At 55.4% G+C, this 16,255-nt stretch carries 18 protein-coding genes, 3 tRNA genes and 1 pseudogene; 10 read left to right on the top strand and 12 right to left on the bottom strand.

Features of this window, described 5'->3' with window-relative positions; genetic code table 11:
• Positions 1-6: 6 nt before the first annotated feature.
• The gene (locus PCPL58_RS30795) at positions 7-318 is read right to left on the bottom strand and encodes a hypothetical protein (protein ID WP_065349342.1); all 312 of its coding nucleotides are present in this window, start codon (positions 316-318) and stop codon (positions 7-9) included.
• Between the two features lie 147 nt (positions 319-465).
• Entirely contained in the window at positions 466-1,344 is an 879-nt protein-coding gene (locus tag PCPL58_RS10155; RefSeq protein ID WP_029290798.1) for a putative phage abortive infection protein, read from the bottom strand.
• 202 nt (positions 1,345-1,546) lie between these two features.
• Between PCPL58_RS10155 and PCPL58_RS30790 the strand changes: the two genes are divergently transcribed.
• The 5 genes and pseudogenes from PCPL58_RS30790 to PCPL58_RS29360 form a co-directional block, all read left to right on the top strand.
• Positions 1,547-1,822, top strand: a complete 276-nt coding sequence (locus tag PCPL58_RS30790; protein WP_157893898.1) for a hypothetical protein — start codon at positions 1,547-1,549, stop codon at positions 1,820-1,822.
• Between the two features lie 143 nt (positions 1,823-1,965).
• On the top strand, positions 1,966-2,523 hold the full coding sequence (locus tag PCPL58_RS10145; RefSeq protein ID WP_173926060.1) for a hypothetical protein: 558 nt from the start codon (positions 1,966-1,968) through the stop codon (positions 2,521-2,523).
• 2 nt (positions 2,524-2,525) lie between these two features.
• On the top strand, positions 2,526-3,194 hold the full coding sequence (locus tag PCPL58_RS10140; RefSeq protein ID WP_065349339.1) for a hypothetical protein: 669 nt from the start codon (positions 2,526-2,528) through the stop codon (positions 3,192-3,194).
• Positions 3,195-3,608: 414 nt separating this feature from the next.
• A complete protein-coding gene (locus PCPL58_RS10135; RefSeq protein WP_065349338.1) occupies positions 3,609-4,634 on the top strand; it encodes an IS110 family RNA-guided transposase in 1,026 nt (341 codons plus the stop codon).
• A gap of 262 nt (positions 4,635-4,896) precedes the next feature.
• A pseudogene (locus tag PCPL58_RS29360) lies at positions 4,897-5,169 on the top strand (transposase); the annotation flags it as partial.
• Between the two features lie 248 nt (positions 5,170-5,417).
• Here the strand turns inward: PCPL58_RS29360 and PCPL58_RS10125 are convergent.
• The gene (locus PCPL58_RS10125) at positions 5,418-6,302 is read right to left on the bottom strand and encodes a type I restriction enzyme HsdR N-terminal domain-containing protein (RefSeq protein ID WP_065349337.1); all 885 of its coding nucleotides are present in this window, start codon (positions 6,300-6,302) and stop codon (positions 5,418-5,420) included.
• 130 nt (positions 6,303-6,432) lie between these two features.
• Between PCPL58_RS10125 and PCPL58_RS32315 the strand changes: the two genes are divergently transcribed.
• The 3 genes from PCPL58_RS32315 to PCPL58_RS31725 all read left to right on the top strand — a co-directional run bounded on the left by PCPL58_RS32315 (position 6,433) and on the right by PCPL58_RS31725 (position 7,791).
• The gene (locus PCPL58_RS32315; RefSeq protein ID WP_269453998.1) at positions 6,433-6,555 is read left to right on the top strand and encodes a hypothetical protein; all 123 of its coding nucleotides are present in this window, start codon (positions 6,433-6,435) and stop codon (positions 6,553-6,555) included.
• A 240-nt stretch (positions 6,556-6,795) separates the two neighbouring features.
• Complete coding sequence (locus PCPL58_RS31730; protein ID WP_197676933.1) at positions 6,796-7,281, top strand: hypothetical protein; 486 nt, start codon at positions 6,796-6,798, stop codon at positions 7,279-7,281.
• A gap of 120 nt (positions 7,282-7,401) precedes the next feature.
• Positions 7,402-7,791, top strand: a complete 390-nt coding sequence (locus PCPL58_RS31725; RefSeq protein WP_197676932.1) for a hypothetical protein — start codon at positions 7,402-7,404, stop codon at positions 7,789-7,791.
• Between the two features lie 244 nt (positions 7,792-8,035).
• Here the strand turns inward: PCPL58_RS31725 and PCPL58_RS32310 are convergent, their stop codons facing one another.
• Positions 8,036-8,167, bottom strand: coding sequence for a hypothetical protein (locus PCPL58_RS32310; protein WP_269453997.1), 132 nt, complete (start codon positions 8,165-8,167; stop codon positions 8,036-8,038).
• A gap of 66 nt (positions 8,168-8,233) precedes the next feature.
• On the opposite strand from PCPL58_RS32310, the gene PCPL58_RS31720 reads away from it, so the two are divergent.
• Together PCPL58_RS31720 and PCPL58_RS10110 are read left to right on the top strand one after the other, a co-directional pair.
• Positions 8,234-8,833 (top strand): hypothetical protein, encoded by a 600-nt coding sequence (locus PCPL58_RS31720; protein WP_197676931.1) that lies wholly within the window; start codon positions 8,234-8,236, stop codon positions 8,831-8,833.
• 63 nt (positions 8,834-8,896) lie between these two features.
• Complete coding sequence (locus PCPL58_RS10110) at positions 8,897-9,766, top strand: phage exclusion protein Lit family protein (protein WP_157893897.1); 870 nt, start codon at positions 8,897-8,899, stop codon at positions 9,764-9,766.
• A 152-nt stretch (positions 9,767-9,918) separates the two neighbouring features.
• Here PCPL58_RS10110 and PCPL58_RS10105 read toward each other — a convergent pair whose 3' ends face one another.
• The 8 genes from PCPL58_RS10105 to PCPL58_RS10070 all read right to left on the bottom strand — a co-directional run bounded on the left by PCPL58_RS10105 (position 9,919) and on the right by PCPL58_RS10070 (position 16,216).
• Entirely contained in the window at positions 9,919-11,247 is a 1,329-nt protein-coding gene (locus PCPL58_RS10105) for a tyrosine-type recombinase/integrase (protein ID WP_065349335.1), read from the bottom strand.
• Positions 11,248-11,480: 233 nt separating this feature from the next.
• Positions 11,481-11,557, bottom strand: a tRNA-Asp gene (locus PCPL58_RS10100).
• 115 nt (positions 11,558-11,672) lie between these two features.
• A tRNA-Asp gene (locus tag PCPL58_RS10095) sits at positions 11,673-11,749 on the bottom strand.
• A gap of 79 nt (positions 11,750-11,828) precedes the next feature.
• A tRNA-Val gene (locus tag PCPL58_RS10090) sits at positions 11,829-11,904 on the bottom strand.
• 156 nt (positions 11,905-12,060) lie between these two features.
• Entirely contained in the window at positions 12,061-12,825 is a 765-nt protein-coding gene (locus PCPL58_RS10085; RefSeq protein ID WP_161428779.1) for an SDR family oxidoreductase, read from the bottom strand.
• Between the two features lie 50 nt (positions 12,826-12,875).
• Positions 12,876-14,087 (bottom strand): O-succinylhomoserine sulfhydrylase, encoded by a 1,212-nt coding sequence (locus PCPL58_RS10080; RefSeq protein WP_003368440.1) that lies wholly within the window; start codon positions 14,085-14,087, stop codon positions 12,876-12,878.
• A gap of 20 nt (positions 14,088-14,107) precedes the next feature.
• Positions 14,108-15,616, bottom strand: coding sequence for an amidophosphoribosyltransferase (gene purF, locus PCPL58_RS10075; RefSeq protein WP_003347797.1), 1,509 nt, complete (start codon positions 15,614-15,616; stop codon positions 14,108-14,110).
• A 12-nt stretch (positions 15,617-15,628) separates the two neighbouring features.
• Entirely contained in the window at positions 15,629-16,216 is a 588-nt protein-coding gene (locus PCPL58_RS10070) for a CvpA family protein (RefSeq protein ID WP_003318487.1), read from the bottom strand.
• Positions 16,217-16,255 lie beyond the last annotated feature (39 nt).

Genomic DNA, 16,255 nt, shown 5'->3' with positions numbered 1-16,255 from the left:
TTGCTGTCAGTGGTCGATGAACCATTGCAGTTTGCCCATGAGGAAGGCTATGTCGATATTATCCACCTTCAGATCGACGCGCCGTTGCGAGCCATCGATCTTCAGGTTTACGGCTGGCTGACGCTTGCTCTGCAACGTGCCCCGCAGTTGAGCTAAACAGGCTCCCACGAATCCAAAGAAGCTCGCGACTGTTTCCAGGAGCACGGACCGATTAGCAACATAGCCATGTTGATGGCCCTGCGTCGCGTGGATCATAGAGACCTCGAAGATGAGGGCAAAGGCCCGCGTGGTAGCAGTGACAGAGTCATCACTGCGCATCGGTTTCGTAGCACATTCAGAGATTGGGCAGCCGAATGTACACACCATGCTCGAGAGGTCTAAATCACGTCCATTTTTTAGACACCTTGCAGGCTAATGATGCACCCTAGCTTTCCGAGAGACCAACCCCGCTCGCTTGCAGTCGTCCTACAAAAAACTCGTCGTCGGCAACAACTGCATATGACTTTTATGAAGGAGAAGATCAGCGGGTAAGTTTCTCAAAAAACCCAACTCTAAAACCAGCTTTTTCAACCGAGCTTGATCGTGAAGAGCAACATGATAAAAAACTAATATTTTTTCATATTCCGATAGCTGAGCAGATACCATCGACAGGTAGGGTTCATTTGAACTGGACTCCGACTCAATATATCCCAGAATTACTGAAAGGCTTTCATGCCAGCTATGCAAATTTTTTCTAGTAGGCTCCCAATACTCAACATACATAGATTTTAGTTCCTCCATACCTTGCAGTGTCATGCCGTCAAAAGACATTCCATTACCTTTAAATTTACTACGGTATTTTGTTTTTAGCCTCAAATGGAAGCGAGCCATACAGTCTGTCCCGGTGACGGTCTTGTTGGCTTTTACTAACAACAGATCTATCGACTGGGTAAGCGCGGAGTGAATCTCGAGCATTTTCAAAAAAGTCACCTCAAAGCTCTGCTTCCTGAAGGCCACTACCTGCTCACTCAAAGCATCTGCGGAGCGCTTCATTTCCTCCCTTGAATCTCTTAGTTCCACTTTCTGAACAACTATTGTCAGAAGCAAGCCCATAAATGTAAGGAACGTCAAAAAAGGGTTGGCCACTCCGCCAAAAAAATCACCAAAAACCCCGTGACTTGGTTCGCTCTCCTTATTTGTGGAGAGGGTCAATGCCACATCGATTAAAAAAATCGCCGAAACAACTAATAATGCGAAAATAAAAATTCGATATAGTCCTTTGACGCCAAGATCATCTCCTGGTTTAACGAAAGACTCAAACCATTGAAATGGCCTATTCATTAACCTCGCCATCCAAGCTGCCATACTAATGCTCCTGCTTTCGAATGGCATCATAATGCTATGCCTCATCCTCGGCGTAAACCGACGCCGAGACTTATTAGAAGCGGCACAATCGAGCTTGGGCCGGAGCACTGCTAGAGGAACACCTACAGCGCCCTACGGACGGCCCCTAGCCCAGAACGCCTACTTCATCGACTTTGCCCGGGATTTGCAGGGCGTGACGGAAATGCCGCTGATGGTTGCCGGCGGCATCCGACATCGCGCCGTGGTAGAACAGGTGATCGCTTCGGGTATTGCCATGGCTGGGAACGGTACCGTTTTGGCCATGGAGCCCGACCTGGCAAGGCAGTGGCGCCAGGGGCGGGACAATGCTTCGAAACTACGACCCATCATCTGGATGAACAAGGCACTGGCGTCGATGGGCACCATGACAGCCGTGAAATTCCAGTTGCGCCAGCTGGACCGGGGACACACTCCCGATATTGCTGTATCCCCCGTCTAGACGTTGCTGACGCAGCAGTTCAGCACACTGCAGGTACCGCAAACACATGGCCCTGCAGCAACAGTAATTATGAGGCGGTGTGCCATCGCCACATTATTGCAATATGATGCCCCCCCTCCTCCTGCCCCATGCAAGGAATGCCGGTGAAACGCATCGAACGAGATTTCGTAACCCTCTTCAACTGCCTCTGGTATCGAGACTTTCCCGTGACAGAGGAGCACTCCATGGCCAACCCTGCCAACTGGACTATTCATATCGGCTTGGTGGTCAGGCAATGCGCGACCCTGCTCGGCGCTCGCGCACTATTCGAGCAAGGCGGCCGTACCGATGCAGTCATACGTTTTCCGGAACAAACCCTGTCCTATGTGGAATGGGAATGGAAACGCGCCCATACCGATATCAATGAGTTCGAAAAGCTGCTGAAACGCGCTGATGATGCAGTGTTTCAGACCTTCATCGGCTACACCAGGGTCACTGAGCTGCAGATGGCGCTGGAGCGCATACACGGGGTATGGGAACACGCGGACAAGCCATTGCTGGTATTTCTCGTGACCTATGAATGGCACGGGCGCAGTCGCTATTTCCAGGAGCTGAAAACCTATGAATTCGCCAGGGGCCGCTACAAGCACGTTCGCAGCCAGCCAGCATTGCCCTGGCTGGTCAACCGCAAGACCTACAACAACGTCGGCGAGGACGCTTGAAGGTGAACAACGTCCAAGCCCTGAAGCTGGTCGATGCGGTGTTCGCCGACATTCTACGGGCACGCTCTACCGATGAGTTTTCGGCCATCGTCTCCCAGCGCCCCGACCTTCATGTCAATCGACTGGACCGTAATGACTACCCGGAACTGCGGCTCTCGATCAACAGCGATGAGATCGCCACCCTGATAGCCGACGGGCTGCTGACCGACGAGGGCGAGCTCCACCCCCGAATCAGCGCCAGGACGCTGTCACCGCTGGAAAAGCTGCTCTATTCCATTGCTTGGAAGAACGGCGACCTGGCGAAGGTGACGCACATCGTCGAAGGAGTGCGCGGCGCCCATGCCGACACTGCCCGGAAAAACGGCCCGGGACAGGTGTTCCACCAGTTTGGCCGCCACCTTGCCGACAAGCGCGAGCCCATCATCGACCAGCATGTCCTGCGTGGTTTCCTGCTATGGCGCGCCGATCGCAACGACGAAAAAAAGATGGACTCCATCCGCCGGATCACATTGCTCAACAACCAGGTCTCTGGTATCAACGATTACAAGAGCTGGCTGAAAACCGAATGCTTCGACCCGCAACTTAAAGAGTCAGCGGATTACCTGATGCACATCGACAGCACGCTGTTCGCCCTAGGCAAAACCATCAAGCTGGGCAAGTGCGCTGGATGATCTCCGTTCCGTGGCCATGAAGCGGGGTTCGGATCAACACCTCCTTCATTACTGCTGAAACACCTCGATGCGGTGGTCGCGCAAGTAGTCCGCCATCCCGCCTAGCACGAAACGCAGCGCCCATAGCAGCCTCAGCGCCACCCGACCAGCATCACCCAGCCAGCGCATCCCGGTCCGAGGCTGATAGCGGTATTAAGACCCATCACTTGATCTCTAAAGCGAAGCGGGTAAAGCCTCCAAAAACCTGAACGTGCTCACTCTCTCGAACATCGATTCTTCAAGGACGTGAACGAGCCACTTGAAAGACAGGATATTTAAGATAAGGGGTAGGCAGACGGGTAATGAGATGGTCACCCCCGACATCCTGCGAAGGCTACGCTTTCGTAGGGTGTTTTTAATTCGGAGACCATCACCATGAGCAATTTGGCACTGGTCGGTATCGACCTCGGCAAACAAACCTTCCATCTGCACGGCCAAGACAAACCTGGCCGAGAGCTGTTTCGCAAGAAGCTTTCACGACAGCAGATGATGCGGTTCTTTGCCAACCTGCCCGCGTGCACCGTGGTGATGGAAGCCTGCGCCGGAGCGCACTTCGTCGCACGCGAACTGACCGCCCTAGGGCATCAGGCCAAGCTGATTTCCCCGCAGTTCGTTAAGCCCTTCGTCAAAGGCAACAAAAATGATTTCGTCGATGCGCAGGCCATCTGCGAGGCCGCTTCGCGCCCGACAATGCGCTTTGTTTCGCCGAAGACCGAAGGCCAGCAGACTCTTTCAGTATTGCATCGGCTGCGCGAATCGCTGATCCGAGACCGCACCAAGGCGGTCAACCGGATGCACGGTTTCTTGCTCGAGTTCGGTATCAGTCTGCCGCAAGGCCTGGCCGTGATGAAACGCCTGTCGGCCGTTCTGGCGGAGCATGAGTTGCCTGTTCGGCTGACGGTGTTGCTGCACCGTCTGCATGATCATTTCGTCTACTTGGACGAGCAAATCAAGCAATTGGATAAAGAACTGGCGGGCCAACTGGCTGACGATGATCTAGGCCGTCGCTTGCTGAGCATGCCATGTATCGGCCCGATCACCGCCAGCCTGCTGGCTGTGGAAATGGGCGACGGACAGCAGTACGGCTGTAGTCGAGACTTCGCGGCTTCGCTAGGCCTAGTGCCAAGGCAGTACAGCACCGGTGGCAAAGCCAACTTGTTAGGTATCAGCAAGCGGGGAGACAAGAACCTGCGAAGCCTATTAGTGCAATGCGCAAGAGTCTATATGCGGCATCTGGAGCGCCAAAAGGGCGGGTTGGCCGAATGGGTGCGATCGCTGCTGACACGGCGGCATTCCAACGTGGTTGCCTGCGCGCTGGCCAACAAGCTGGCCCGCATAGCCTGGGCAATTTCTGCGCACCACACCCAATACGAAGCAGGGCCAGACGTGGTGAAAGCCTGATCCTTCGGTTGTTGCTGTACCACGATTCACCTTTCAGGTTTTGCGATAGTTGAACAACAGATGATGTGAACGGCCAACCGGCCTGGCGAAGATCCTGGATAAACATCTGGCTTTTTAAGCCGCACGGGTTTTTAAGGATCGCCGGGCGCGACTCTCATCGTGGCGCGGGGCTTGCCCCAACAGACGCCTGATAGATTTAAGCAAGCCACCACATCGCCCGTTAATCAGCATTGCAAAAATGGGGGTGACCATAGATATGTTTATGACTAACAGTAACGACAAGGGTGGGGGCAAATTGCTTAGTCAAGAGCGGCGGCGCTGGAGCCCCGAGCAGAAGCTGGCCATGGTGCGCTAGAGCCTGGAGCCCGGGCAGAGCGTCTCAGTAGTCGCCAGGCGCAAGGGTATGAATGCCAACCAGCTTTTCCTGTGGCGCAAGCTTTACAAGGAAGCCAGCTTGTCGGCAGTCAGTGCCGGTGAGGCCGTCGTTCCGGCCTCTGAGCTGAACGATGCGCTAAAGCAAATCCTTGAGCTGCGGCCGTCTGTGCTGGCTATCTACTTATTCATGCCAGGGTCAGTCTTGCCCAAGCAGGTCGGGCAATTCGGCATCAGCGCCAACATCAGGCAGAAGAAAGCGCCCGTACCGGGCGCTCGACGTGGCTGTTTGCCAACAACCAACGGCCTACAACGACCGTAATTCCGAAAACTGCGTGGACTGCCGTACATTTTCTTCTAATTTTATACCCCTACCGAAGAGGTCAGCTGCTTCACCAGCAACAGAGCACGTCAAATAAAATTATTTACAATGAGGGGCATAAAAATCTCATCTGAATTTTCTTCTAGCTTCTCACCAACACGACAATCCACAGTTGTCAATATCGACGCATTTGTAAACCTGACGCAAGACCTCCCTGCGGATTTTCTTTCAAGGAGATTTTTCATTGCGTCTGCGGGTATTTTAGCTGTCAACTGAGCAAGGGCGCTCAGCCCGAAATCTAGCGAAACAACATAGCTGTCGCCACCAGGCAACGCAGTACTACTTCCAGTTGTGAACATATTGCCATCAAGCTGGGCAATGAAACTTATAGGAACACCTGGAAATATTAAATGCTCGACCTGATGAAAGCCAAGCCTCTTAAGATGCAGGCCAAGATCCTTCGCTAACTTAAATTCATAACTCAATGAGTTTTCTGGCCCCAGAATCCTCTTAAGCTCATCCAGATACTGAGGCAACAGAGCCATTGCAAAATGCAATATAGGGTCCGGCTTACTTATATTAAAAAGCACAAACTCCCGACCATTACACAATGCAAACATTGGCACACGAATCTCACTATGAATAGCATAAGAATAAACCTGTTCAACGTGAGCCCCTGAAGTGATATTTTCGTCCGGAGCCTTTGCTTCAAGAAGCCACGAATACTGACCATTTACTTCAAAGAGGTAATCCGGGATGCAGGTAATCTTTTTTCGAGAGCTACCAATCGATATGAAAGGATGAACAAGCGGTTTACTGCGAATAATTTTATATGGCTTACTAGCCGAATACCCTAGATGCTTCAATATAGGAAAAATAATTTCCTCCCTAACAGAGTCCTCCTTGAAATCTGGATCATCAAGTTCCTCCAGTTTAAAATCCTTGATCGGATTAAAACTCTCCTTAATTCTCATCGGACCACCAAATCTCAGCCAAAAAAAAAAGTCATAACTCAGACATTTAAGAGAGCATAGAGAGCCGTATGACAAAACTTTTGTCGTCACCCCCCTCACCCGCGCTTTTGCATATGGAAACAATCAGACAATGAGCGACCTACTCGATGTTGAAGGTTCCAATCTCGATCTGGGGTTCGAGAACCTGAAGGCCGCCGAAAGCCCGGTTGAGCAGCAGCTTCGCGTCACACTGCAAGAGCTTTGGACCCACTAGGAGCTCTATGCCGATCCAGACTTCCGCCAGGGATTCGCACGTGACGTGGATGTACGCTTCCGGGGGATGTATCTGGGTTGCACACTTTTTGAGGCGGGGCGCACATTGTTGCCCGTTGCCGACCGTCAGCGCGAAGGCGGCCAGCCCGACCTATGCGTGCTTGAAGAGAATCGCCGTATCTGGATCGAAGCTATAGCTCCAGACGGACGCGCTGCGGGACCATAACGGATTGTGCGTCCTGTGCCGATCAATGAGGGCGGAGGCCTTATTGCTGCGCCGATCCGTCAAGCGCAACTTCGGACCTCCAGGGCATTCTGGACCAAAGCAACGAAGATCAGCCGCTATATCGAACAGGGCGTGATCGACCCGGAAGACGCTCGCATCGTCGCGATCAGCGCCAGCCGCTTCGGCATCTATGTCCCCGAACATCCCTTACCACTCATCATGACGACACTGTTCCCCATCGGCGATGCTTTCCTCACTATCGATCGCGATACAGGCGATGTCATCGAAGAAGGCTTTCACGTCTCTCCCTTGATCCACCGAGAACGCAATCCGATCCCGCGCTCGGCATTTCTTGACGAGCGCTTCGCAGATATCTCTGGCGTGATCTGGTCACGGGTTGGCCTTGGCAACCTCTCGCGTCAGGTTCCGCCAATCACCTATGTTCACCATATCCTGGCACAGGCACCATTGACCGTGAATTGGGGCGTCTGGGACCGTTAGTTCGTGACCATCCGCGAGATCGACAACTGGGAGTCCACCGACATTCTTGCCGCAGCGGAGTCCTTGTGAAGAGGAACTTGAATTCGCGCATCTGCTACATAAAGGGCTAAGAGGCCGACCATGTCCGCAACCGGCGAAACTCGACTTTTCACCTTAATTAGCCAGCGCCAATTGGAGCTCTATGCCCTGTCGCTCGAGCACGGTCCCAATTTCGACCCCGCACATATTTTCAGTGCCTATCAGGCCGAAACCGGCGGCGTAACCGGCTGCATTCTTCTTGATCCGGACACAGGAGCTTTCACATATCTGGCCATGCGCCGCCGCATCGACCACTGTTGGATCAAAGTAGATGAAAGCGGGCCCTACTCCACACCCGAGACTGCACTAGACCTACTCACCGTCGCTATGCCTGCCAGTGATCCACCGGAACCATCGCCGCCAGGAGTCAGGCGTCGCCCGCATTTGCTGAAACCGGGGCCGCGTGGACATTTCCAGAGTTCCAGCTGCTGACAACCACGATCAACCATCTGCCGGCGCTCATGGCGGTCGGCGAATGCTACCTGGCGCTTCCCAACCCCGACGCCAATTTCGTCTCGGATTTTCAAACCAACAACTTTGCGTCCCCTCTGTTCGAGCTCTACCTTTTCAGCTGCTTTCGTGAGCAGGGTTTGAACGTCCGACAAGACCATGTCTCTCCCGACTTCTTGATCGAGAAGGAGGTAACGCATGCTGGATTGAGGCAGTTACAGCAAACTCAGAGCTTCCACGCGCCGGCGGTATTGGGAAATGAGTTCACGCCCCAAAGGATTGCATTGAACGGTTCACAGGCAACCCGGCGGAACGATTCGCAAAGACGCTGCGCGGCAAGCTCCAGCGCAACTATCATGAACTGGACCTTGTAAAAGGACAGCCGTTCGCCTTAGCGATCGCCGACTTCCATGATTTCGGCTCCATGGTTTGGAGCCGCGAGGCTCTTCCCACCTACCTCTACAGCTTACGCGCGGACGTCACCGGAGATGGCACTGATCGTCGCGCGATTGGAGTGCCGATCTCAAATCTGACGGACCCACACAGCATTCCTGCTGGGCTCTTCCGCGACCCAAATTTCGCACACCTCTCGGCCGTCATCTTCAGTAATTCTGCAACGCTCGCCAAATTCAACCGCATGGGTTTCTTGGCAGGATGGCGACCGCCCGGGCTGGCGATGATCAGGCGCGACATTCTCGTCGACCGAACTCCGGGCGCATTAGAGCCTATCGATTTCAACCTTGCCGTCGACAGTGCCGAATACCAAGCACTCTGGCCGTGGGGCGAAGCTTGGTGTCAGGAACTGGAAGTGTTTCACAACCCATTGGCCACACATCCCATCCCGTTTGATCTAATCCCCGGCGTGACCCACTGGTTTGAACGCGATGGCGACATCGAATGCAGCACGATTTGGGCGAATTCAGTCATCTCGTCGATCACTCATCTACAGTTGGACGGCAAACCCGCTGTGACGAGCAAGCCGCGTGACCGTCGCCAACCTCCTGCCCCCACGAGCACAGAATAGACAACGACAATGACGAATGAGCCATCTAATCGGACGATCATCCTACATCTCCTCCGAGGCGCCGTGCCCGAACGAGCCGATGAAATCAGCGGTCTTTGGAGCCAATACGGCCATGCCGTCGAGGTCGCGCCAAGTAGAAAGGGCGTGACGATGAATGCCAACGGGAAACGTATCCAGTTCGACACTAAGACGATCGACTTGTTCTGGCTACTTGGCTTCAGCTCGTGGCGGGCCATCGAAGTGTACGCACCAGCCTTAGTTGTCGCGACATCCAACGGGTTACCGCTCGACCAAGCCCTCAGTGTCGATGAAGAACGCGGCCAATATGAATTCGACTACAAGCAGCGCATCGCCGCCGCCCAGTCGCTCATCACAGCCGAAAAGACCTCAGACGTATCCTGGCCGGTGGACATCCCCCTGCCGAGCGCCGACCGTGATGGCCTGGGCAACATTCAGCACATGGCGGCATTCGACCTTGTTGCGCTCGCCTTGGCCTTCGCCCTGCTACACGAATTCCACCAAGTCATGTTCTGCGACGATAAACGCGCGCCCTCTACGCGACCTGAAGAGGAAATCGCCTGCGACACCTATGCCCGAACTTTCATGACAAGCGAGCTCGCCGCCTATGCGAAGGTACACGGACACGATTTCGCCCAGGTCCAGAACAAGCGTGCGATGGGCATCACGCTCGCCGCCGTCATCATTCATGCGATGACGCCGCCCCATGCACGTTGGGGCAATAGCGAATATCCACCGATTACCGAACGGCTGACAGCAATGATCCGTGGCTACACTCTGCCAGCCGATTCATCATTCTGGGCCTTCACAGCCTGTGCCCTAATCGCGCTTATGCGGCAGGAAAACCTTCCGCTCGACATTGTCGCCTACTCGAACAAAGAAATGGTCGAAATGCTGCTCGACCGGCTCGGTTGAAGGCCTCTCAAGTGGCATATCTACCGAGGTCCAAGATATCCGTGGGAGTAAATGTGGGAGTATTTTTTAGACATGAAAAAGCCCAACCTTTTCAGATTGGGCTAACTCATTGAAAAATATAGTCGGGACGGATTGATTCCAAAACTCTAACCCTAGCACCTCATACCATCACCAGCATACTCCTGCTGCGCGTTCAGAAAATCCATTGAACGTCGACCGCTCTGCGCCATGTATGTTTCTGGCCTAGGTGGAGCAAAGCCGACCTCTAGCGCATCTAATAAGTCCGCCCAATATTGCATCATCCTACGTCTCGGCTCGACGTATTCTGCATGATTGTATGCAGCCCGAATTTGGTTGGTATCAGCGTGTGAAAGCTGCGCCTCAATCCACTCTTCTACAAAGCCAACCTCGTTAAGCGCCGTGGAGATCGTAGCCCTGATGCCATGACCGGTGAGCCTTCCTTTGTAACCCATCCGGCTGATCGCGGTGTTAAGGGTATTTTCACTGATCATTTCCTGCGGTTCGTATCGGTGAACCAGCAGATAACGCGCACCGCGCGTCCTTAACTGCAACAGCCGCTGCACAATTGCAATTGCTTGAATAGACAGTGGAATCACATAAGGTGGGATCTCATTCCCCTGTGTTCGAACACGGCTCCGGAGTTGCTTCACACCCTCCGGCGGCACCAGCCAAATCCCCTTGTCGAGATCGAATTGGTCTGGGGTCGCCGCCCGCAGCTCTCCTGTACGCACCCCTGTCAGCAGCAATAGCCGAATACCAAGCCGTGTCGCTTCTGCACACCCATAGTTGGTAACGGTCCTGAGCATTCCTGGAAGTTCATTTACCTGGAGGAAGGGATTATGGCGAACTGGCCGCGGCGTCTCGGCAACGAGATCAAGATCTGCTGCCGGGTTCACATCAACTAGCCCTTCCGCCATGGCAAAACGAAAGATCTGGTTGAGCCAGGTGCGTACCTTTCGAGCAGAAACCAGCGCCCCTCTGCGCTCAATTCGCCTAATGAGCTCCAGCACGTCACCACGAGAAATATCTGAGATCGGAAGATTGCCCAAACACGGCAGCATGTCCTTCTTCAGGTATTTACTGGCTTGCCCTGCACTGCCCTTCTTACTTTTCGTCAGCTTTTTACTTCGGAACTCATGCCAGCGACCAGCAACCGCTTCAAACGTGTTGTTGGCGGCGTGAGAGGCTTTTTGGCGCTCGGCGCGACGATGTGAGCGGGGATCGATATTGTTGGCCACCAGCGCACGTGCAGCCTCTCTCCGCTGGCGAGCCTCCTTGAGGCTAACGTCAGGATAGGTGCCGAGGGAAATGCGCAATTGCTTGTCATGCCAATAGAAACGGAAATGCCAGCGTTTCGAACCCGTCGTAGGCACTTGCAGAGATAAGCCATCCCCATCAGTTAACGTATAAGGCTTGCTGGCGGGCTTGGCTTGCTTGATCGCTGTATCTGTCAGAGCCATCAGACACCTCCTTTTGGATCAAGGAGGGGAATACAACCCAGCGGTAGACGGACCAATACGAAAATTGATGCGCAAGGAATCGTAAAAGGCTGTGCCAGCGGTGTACTTAAATGTGTACTTAAAAACCGTGGCTGGAAATGGATTCCAGTGGAATTCAGAAAACGAAAAAAACGGCTCAAGGCCGCTATTTCCGTAGCTTCCAGGCGTTCAGTGGGCCTTAGTGGAAGCAAATATGGCGCAGCGGACGGGACTCGAACCCGCGACCCCCGGCGTGACAGGCCGGTATTCTAACCGACTGAACTACCGCTGCGTATCGCTGTAAACCTGTTTGAAACAAACCTTAGGTAGGCTGCTTCCTGTACATGTGACCGAAAGACCCTTGGGCTTTTCAATCGCAGACCCGGAGAACCCGATCTGTACAAATATGGCGCAGCGGACGGGACTCGAACCCGCGACCCCCGGCGTGACAGGCCGGTATTCTAACCGACTGAACTACCGCTGCGCATTGTGGACTTGCGTCCGTGTAAGCTTTTTAAAATCACTTTTGAAAGCCCTCGTACTTCAGCTTTCAAACTCAACGATGGTGGGTGATGACGGGATCGAACCGCCGACCCGCTGCTTGTAAGGCAGCTGCTCTCCCAGCTGAGCTAATCACCCTTTGCTTCGTTGAGGCCGCGAAATTTACGCACCTAACGAACCTAAGTCAATAGCCTGATTGAAGTTTTTTTAAAAACCGCCTCAATCACAAAACCCTCACCACACACCAAAAGCACAAGCACAAGCAATAGCTCAATCGAAGCTCGTCCGCGCAAACTACTCGGCGTACACCATCTTGCGCGTCATGCCACCGTCGACCACGAACTCCTGCCCGGTCACGAAACCGGCGTTTCTGGACAACAGCCAGGCAACCATCGCCGCAACGTCCTCCACTGTCCCTACCCTGCCCGCCGGATGCTGGGCATGATCGGTCTCGGACAAAGGCTCGGCTCTGCGCAACGAGGGGTCGCGCGCGTCGATCCAGCCAGGGCTGACAGCATTGACACGAATCTCCGGCCCCAGACTGATCGCCAGCGCATGTGTCAGCGCCATCAGACCGCCCTTGCTGGCCGCATAAGCTTCGGTGTCGGCCTCCGACTGGCGAGAGCGTGTGGAGGTCAGGTTGACGATGCTGCCGCAATGCGCACGCAGGTAAGGCGCGCAATGCTTGGCCAGCAGCATCGGACCGCCGAGGTTGACTGCCAGTACACGGTTCCAGTGCGACAGCTCAAGGCTTTCCAGCGTAGTGTTGTGCGGATCGGCAATCGCGGCGTTGCACACCAGCGCATCGAGACGACCGAACTGCCGAAGCACCTCGGCCACACCCGCTGCGACCTGCTCTTCACTGGCAACGTCCATGGCAATGAACAGGGCATTTTCACCCAGGGCACCGGCCACTTTCGAACCACGCGCACGATCCAGATCGGTCAACACGACTTGCCAGCCTTCGGCAATCAGCCACGCTGCAATGCCGAGCCCGATACCGCGAGCGGCACCGGTCACCAGGGCGACACGACCATTGTGGACGCTGGAAAATTTCAACGCCCACGCCTCACCCGGCTTGCCACTGGCCGGTTTGCTGGCCTCGCTACTCACAACGCCGCCAGACCACGGGCCAGGTCAGCCTGCAGATCAGCCACGTCTTCCAGCCCCACTGCAACCCGAATCAGGCTGTCGCGAATACCTGCGGCCTCACGTTCCTGAGGTGCCAGACGACCGTGAGAGGTGGTGCTCGGGTGAGTGATCGTGGTTTTGCTGTCGCCCAGGTTGGCGGTGATCGAAATCAGTCGTGTGGCATCGATGAAGCGCCATGCGCCGTCCTTGCCACCCTTGACCTCGAAGCTCACCACAGCGCCGAAACCCTTTTGCTGACGCTGGGCCAACGCGTGCTGCGGGTGGCTCTTCAGCCCTGCGTAATGGACTTTTTCGATGCCATCCTGCTGCTCGAGCCACTCGGCCAGTGCCTGGGCATTGGCACAGTGAGCGCGCATGCGCAGGTTCAGGGTTTCGAGGCCCTTGAGAAAGATCCACGCATTGAACGGGCTGAGCGTCGGCCCGGCAGTACGCAGGAAGCCGACCACTTCTTTCATCTGCTCGCTGCGCCCGGCAACCACGCCGCCCATGCAACGGCCCTGGCCGTCGATGAACTTGGTGGCCGAATGCACGACAATGTCAGCACCCAGCAACAGTGGCTGCTGCAAGGCCGGCGTACAGAAACAGTTGTCGACGATCAGCATCGCGCCCTTGGCGTGCGCGATCTCGGCCAGGGCCGCGATGTCGACCAGCTCGGCCAGGGGATTGGACGGCGATTCGACGAAGAGCATTTTGGTGTTGGGCTTGATCGCCGCGTCCCAGCCGCTCAGATCGGCGAGAGGAACGTAATCAACCTCGACACCAAAGCGCTTGAAGTACTTGTCGAACAGGCTGATGGTCGAGCCGAACACGCTGCGTGACACCAGAACGTGATCACCGGCGCTGCACAGGCTCATCACCACGGCCAGGGTTGCCGCCATGCCGGTCGCTGTGGCGACAGCCTGCTCGGCACCTTCCAGTGCGGCAATGCGCTCTTCGAACGAACGCACCGTCGGGTTGGTGTAACGTGAGTAGACGTTGCCCGGCACCTCACCGGAGAAACGCGCAGCCGCATCGGCGGCCGTGCGAAATACGTAACTGGAGGTAAAGAACATGGGTTCGCCATGCTCTCCTTCCGGTGTACGGTGATGCCCGGCACGTACGGCTAGGGTATCGAAACCTACGCCTTCAAGGTCGCTGTCCAGCCGACCTGCATCCCATTCCTGAGTCATGCCGCCCACTCCTTGCCCAATTAGTTGTTGTACAGATCGATGATCGCGCTCACTGCCTGAGTCTTGATCTTGGAGGCGTCATTACGCGCGCTCTCGATCCGGTTCAAATAATGCTCGTCGATGTCGCCGGTCACGTACTTGCCGTCGAAAACCGAGCAATCGAAGTTGTCGATCTTGATTTTCTTGCTGCCGCTGACCGCTTCGATCAGGTCATTCAGATCCTGATAGACCAGCCAGTCGGCACCGATGAGGTCGGCCACGTCCTGAGTGGTGCGGTTGTGGGCAATCAGCTCGTGAGCACTCGGCATGTCGATGCCGTAGACGTTGGGGTAGCGCACAGCCGGGGCTGCAGAACAGAAGTAGACATTCTTGGCACCGGCTTCGCGGGCCATCTGGATGATCTGCTTGCAAGTGGTGCCACGCACGATGGAGTCATCCACCAGCATCACGTTCTTGCCACGGAACTCCAGCTCAATGGCGTTGAGCTTCTGGCGTACGGATTTCTTGCGCGCAGCCTGGCCCGGCATGATGAAGGTCCGGCCGATGTAACGGTTCTTGACGAAGCCTTCGCGGAACTTGACGCCCAGATGGTTGGCCAACTCCAAAGCGGCGGTCCGGCTGGTGTCCGGAATCGGGATGACCACATCGATATCGTGATCCGGACGCTCGCGCAGGATCTTGTCGGCCAGCTTCTCGCCCATGCGCAGGCGCGCCTTGTAGACCGAGATGCCGTCGATGATCGAATCCGGGCGCGCCAGATAGACGTGCTCGAAGATGCACGGTGCGTACTTGGGGTTGGCCGCGCACTGACGGGTGTGCAGCTTGCCGTCTTCGGTGATGTAGACCGCTTCGCCCGGCGCCAGGTCGCGAATCAGGGTAAAGCCCAGCACGTCCAGCGATACGCTTTCCGAGGCGATCATGTACTCGACGCCTTCGTCGGTATGACGCTGGCCGAACACGATAGGACGAATGGCGTCCGGGTCACGGAAGCCGACTATACCGTAGCCGGTGATCATGGCCACGACCGCGTAACCACCACGGCAGCGATTATGCACATCGGTCACTGCCGCGAAGATATCCTCTTCGGTCGGCTGCAACTTGCCACGCACGGCCAGCTCATGGGCGAATACGTTGAGCAGCACTTCCGAATCGGAATTGGTGTTCACATGGCGCAGGTCGGATTCGTAAATTTCCTTGGCCAACTGCTCGACGTTGGTGAGGTTGCCGTTATGCGCCAGCGTGATGCCGTAAGGCGAGTTGACGTAGAACGGCTGAGCCTCGGCCGACGTCGAGCTGCCCGCGGTGGGGTAACGCACGTGACCGATACCCATATGCCCGACCAGACGCTGCATATGACGTTGATGAAACACATCGCGCACCAATCCGTTGTCCTTGCGCAGGAATAACCGGCCATCATGGCTGGTTACGATACCGGCAGCGTCCTGGCCGCGGTGCTGGAGGACGGTAAGCGCGTCATACAGCGCCTGATTGACGTTCGACTTGCCGACGATACCGACGATGCCACACATGCGACACAACCCCTACTTAGTGGAACTGGATTTACCGAGCACATCCTGCGGCATTGTAGACGGCAGGATCTGTTCCTTGAACGGCATGTCAGCGGGTACGCTGATGCCGCTGGCGAGCCACTTGCTGGACATCCCGAGAATCAGGTTTTTCGACCAGTCAGCGACCATGAGAAATTGCGGCACCAGCCTCGACTGCTGCCACCATTGATCCTGTTGCACCGGCCCCAGGCTCAACAGCCCTACCGCCACAACGACAAGCAGGCCTCCGCGCGCTGCGCCGAAGACCATGCCGAGAAAACGATCGGTCCCGGAAAGCCCGGTGACGCGAATCAGCTCGCCTATCAGAAAATTGACCATGGCGCCTACCAGCAGGGTGGCGACAAAAAGAATGGTACAGCTCGCGATCACGCGGGCCGAAGGTGTTTCTATGTAATTGACCAGATACTGCGACAGCCCTGCGCCAAACATCCAGGCCACAACACCTGCAATGATCCACGTCGTCAACGACAGTGCTTCTTTTACGAAGCCGCGCTTCAGACTGATCAGGGCGGAGATGGCGACAATTCCGAGAATTGCCCAGTCAACCGGAGTAAATGGCACGTTGCAGCCTGCAGACGGATAAGGCGGCGCATTTTAGCA

The organism is Pseudomonas cerasi, from assembly GCF_900074915.1.
GTDB classification, from domain to species: Bacteria; Pseudomonadota; Gammaproteobacteria; order Pseudomonadales; family Pseudomonadaceae; genus Aquipseudomonas; species Aquipseudomonas cerasi.
The sequence above is the reverse complement of the archived record's forward strand: the minus strand, read 5'-3'. Positions and strand labels throughout refer to the sequence as shown.

Excerpts from the sequence above, each read along its gene's own strand:
- PCPL58_RS30795 (WP_065349342.1), bottom strand. The coding sequence starts at position 318 with ATGCGCAGTGATGACTCTGTCACTGCTACCACGCGGGCCTTTGCCCTC.
- PCPL58_RS10155 (WP_029290798.1), bottom strand. The coding sequence starts at position 1,344 with ATGGCAGCTTGGATGGCGAGGTTAATGAATAGGCCATTTCAATGGTTT.
- PCPL58_RS30790 (WP_157893898.1), top strand. The coding sequence starts at position 1,547 with ATGCCGCTGATGGTTGCCGGCGGCATCCGACATCGCGCCGTGGTAGAA.
- PCPL58_RS10135 (WP_065349338.1), top strand. The coding sequence starts at position 3,609 with ATGAGCAATTTGGCACTGGTCGGTATCGACCTCGGCAAACAAACCTTC.
- PCPL58_RS10125 (WP_065349337.1), bottom strand. The coding sequence starts at position 6,302 with ATGAGAATTAAGGAGAGTTTTAATCCGATCAAGGATTTTAAACTGGAG.
- PCPL58_RS32315 (WP_269453998.1), top strand. The coding sequence starts at position 6,433 with ATGAGCGACCTACTCGATGTTGAAGGTTCCAATCTCGATCTGGGGTTC.
- PCPL58_RS31725 (WP_197676932.1), top strand. The coding sequence starts at position 7,402 with ATGTCCGCAACCGGCGAAACTCGACTTTTCACCTTAATTAGCCAGCGC.
- PCPL58_RS32310 (WP_269453997.1), bottom strand. The coding sequence starts at position 8,167 with ATGATAGTTGCGCTGGAGCTTGCCGCGCAGCGTCTTTGCGAATCGTTC.
- PCPL58_RS31720 (WP_197676931.1), top strand. The coding sequence starts at position 8,234 with ATGGTTTGGAGCCGCGAGGCTCTTCCCACCTACCTCTACAGCTTACGC.
- PCPL58_RS10105 (WP_065349335.1), bottom strand. The coding sequence starts at position 11,247 with ATGGCTCTGACAGATACAGCGATCAAGCAAGCCAAGCCCGCCAGCAAG.
- PCPL58_RS10080 (WP_003368440.1), bottom strand. The coding sequence starts at position 14,087 with ATGACTCAGGAATGGGATGCAGGTCGGCTGGACAGCGACCTTGAAGGC.
- purF (WP_003347797.1), bottom strand. The coding sequence starts at position 15,616 with ATGTGTGGCATCGTCGGTATCGTCGGCAAGTCGAACGTCAATCAGGCG.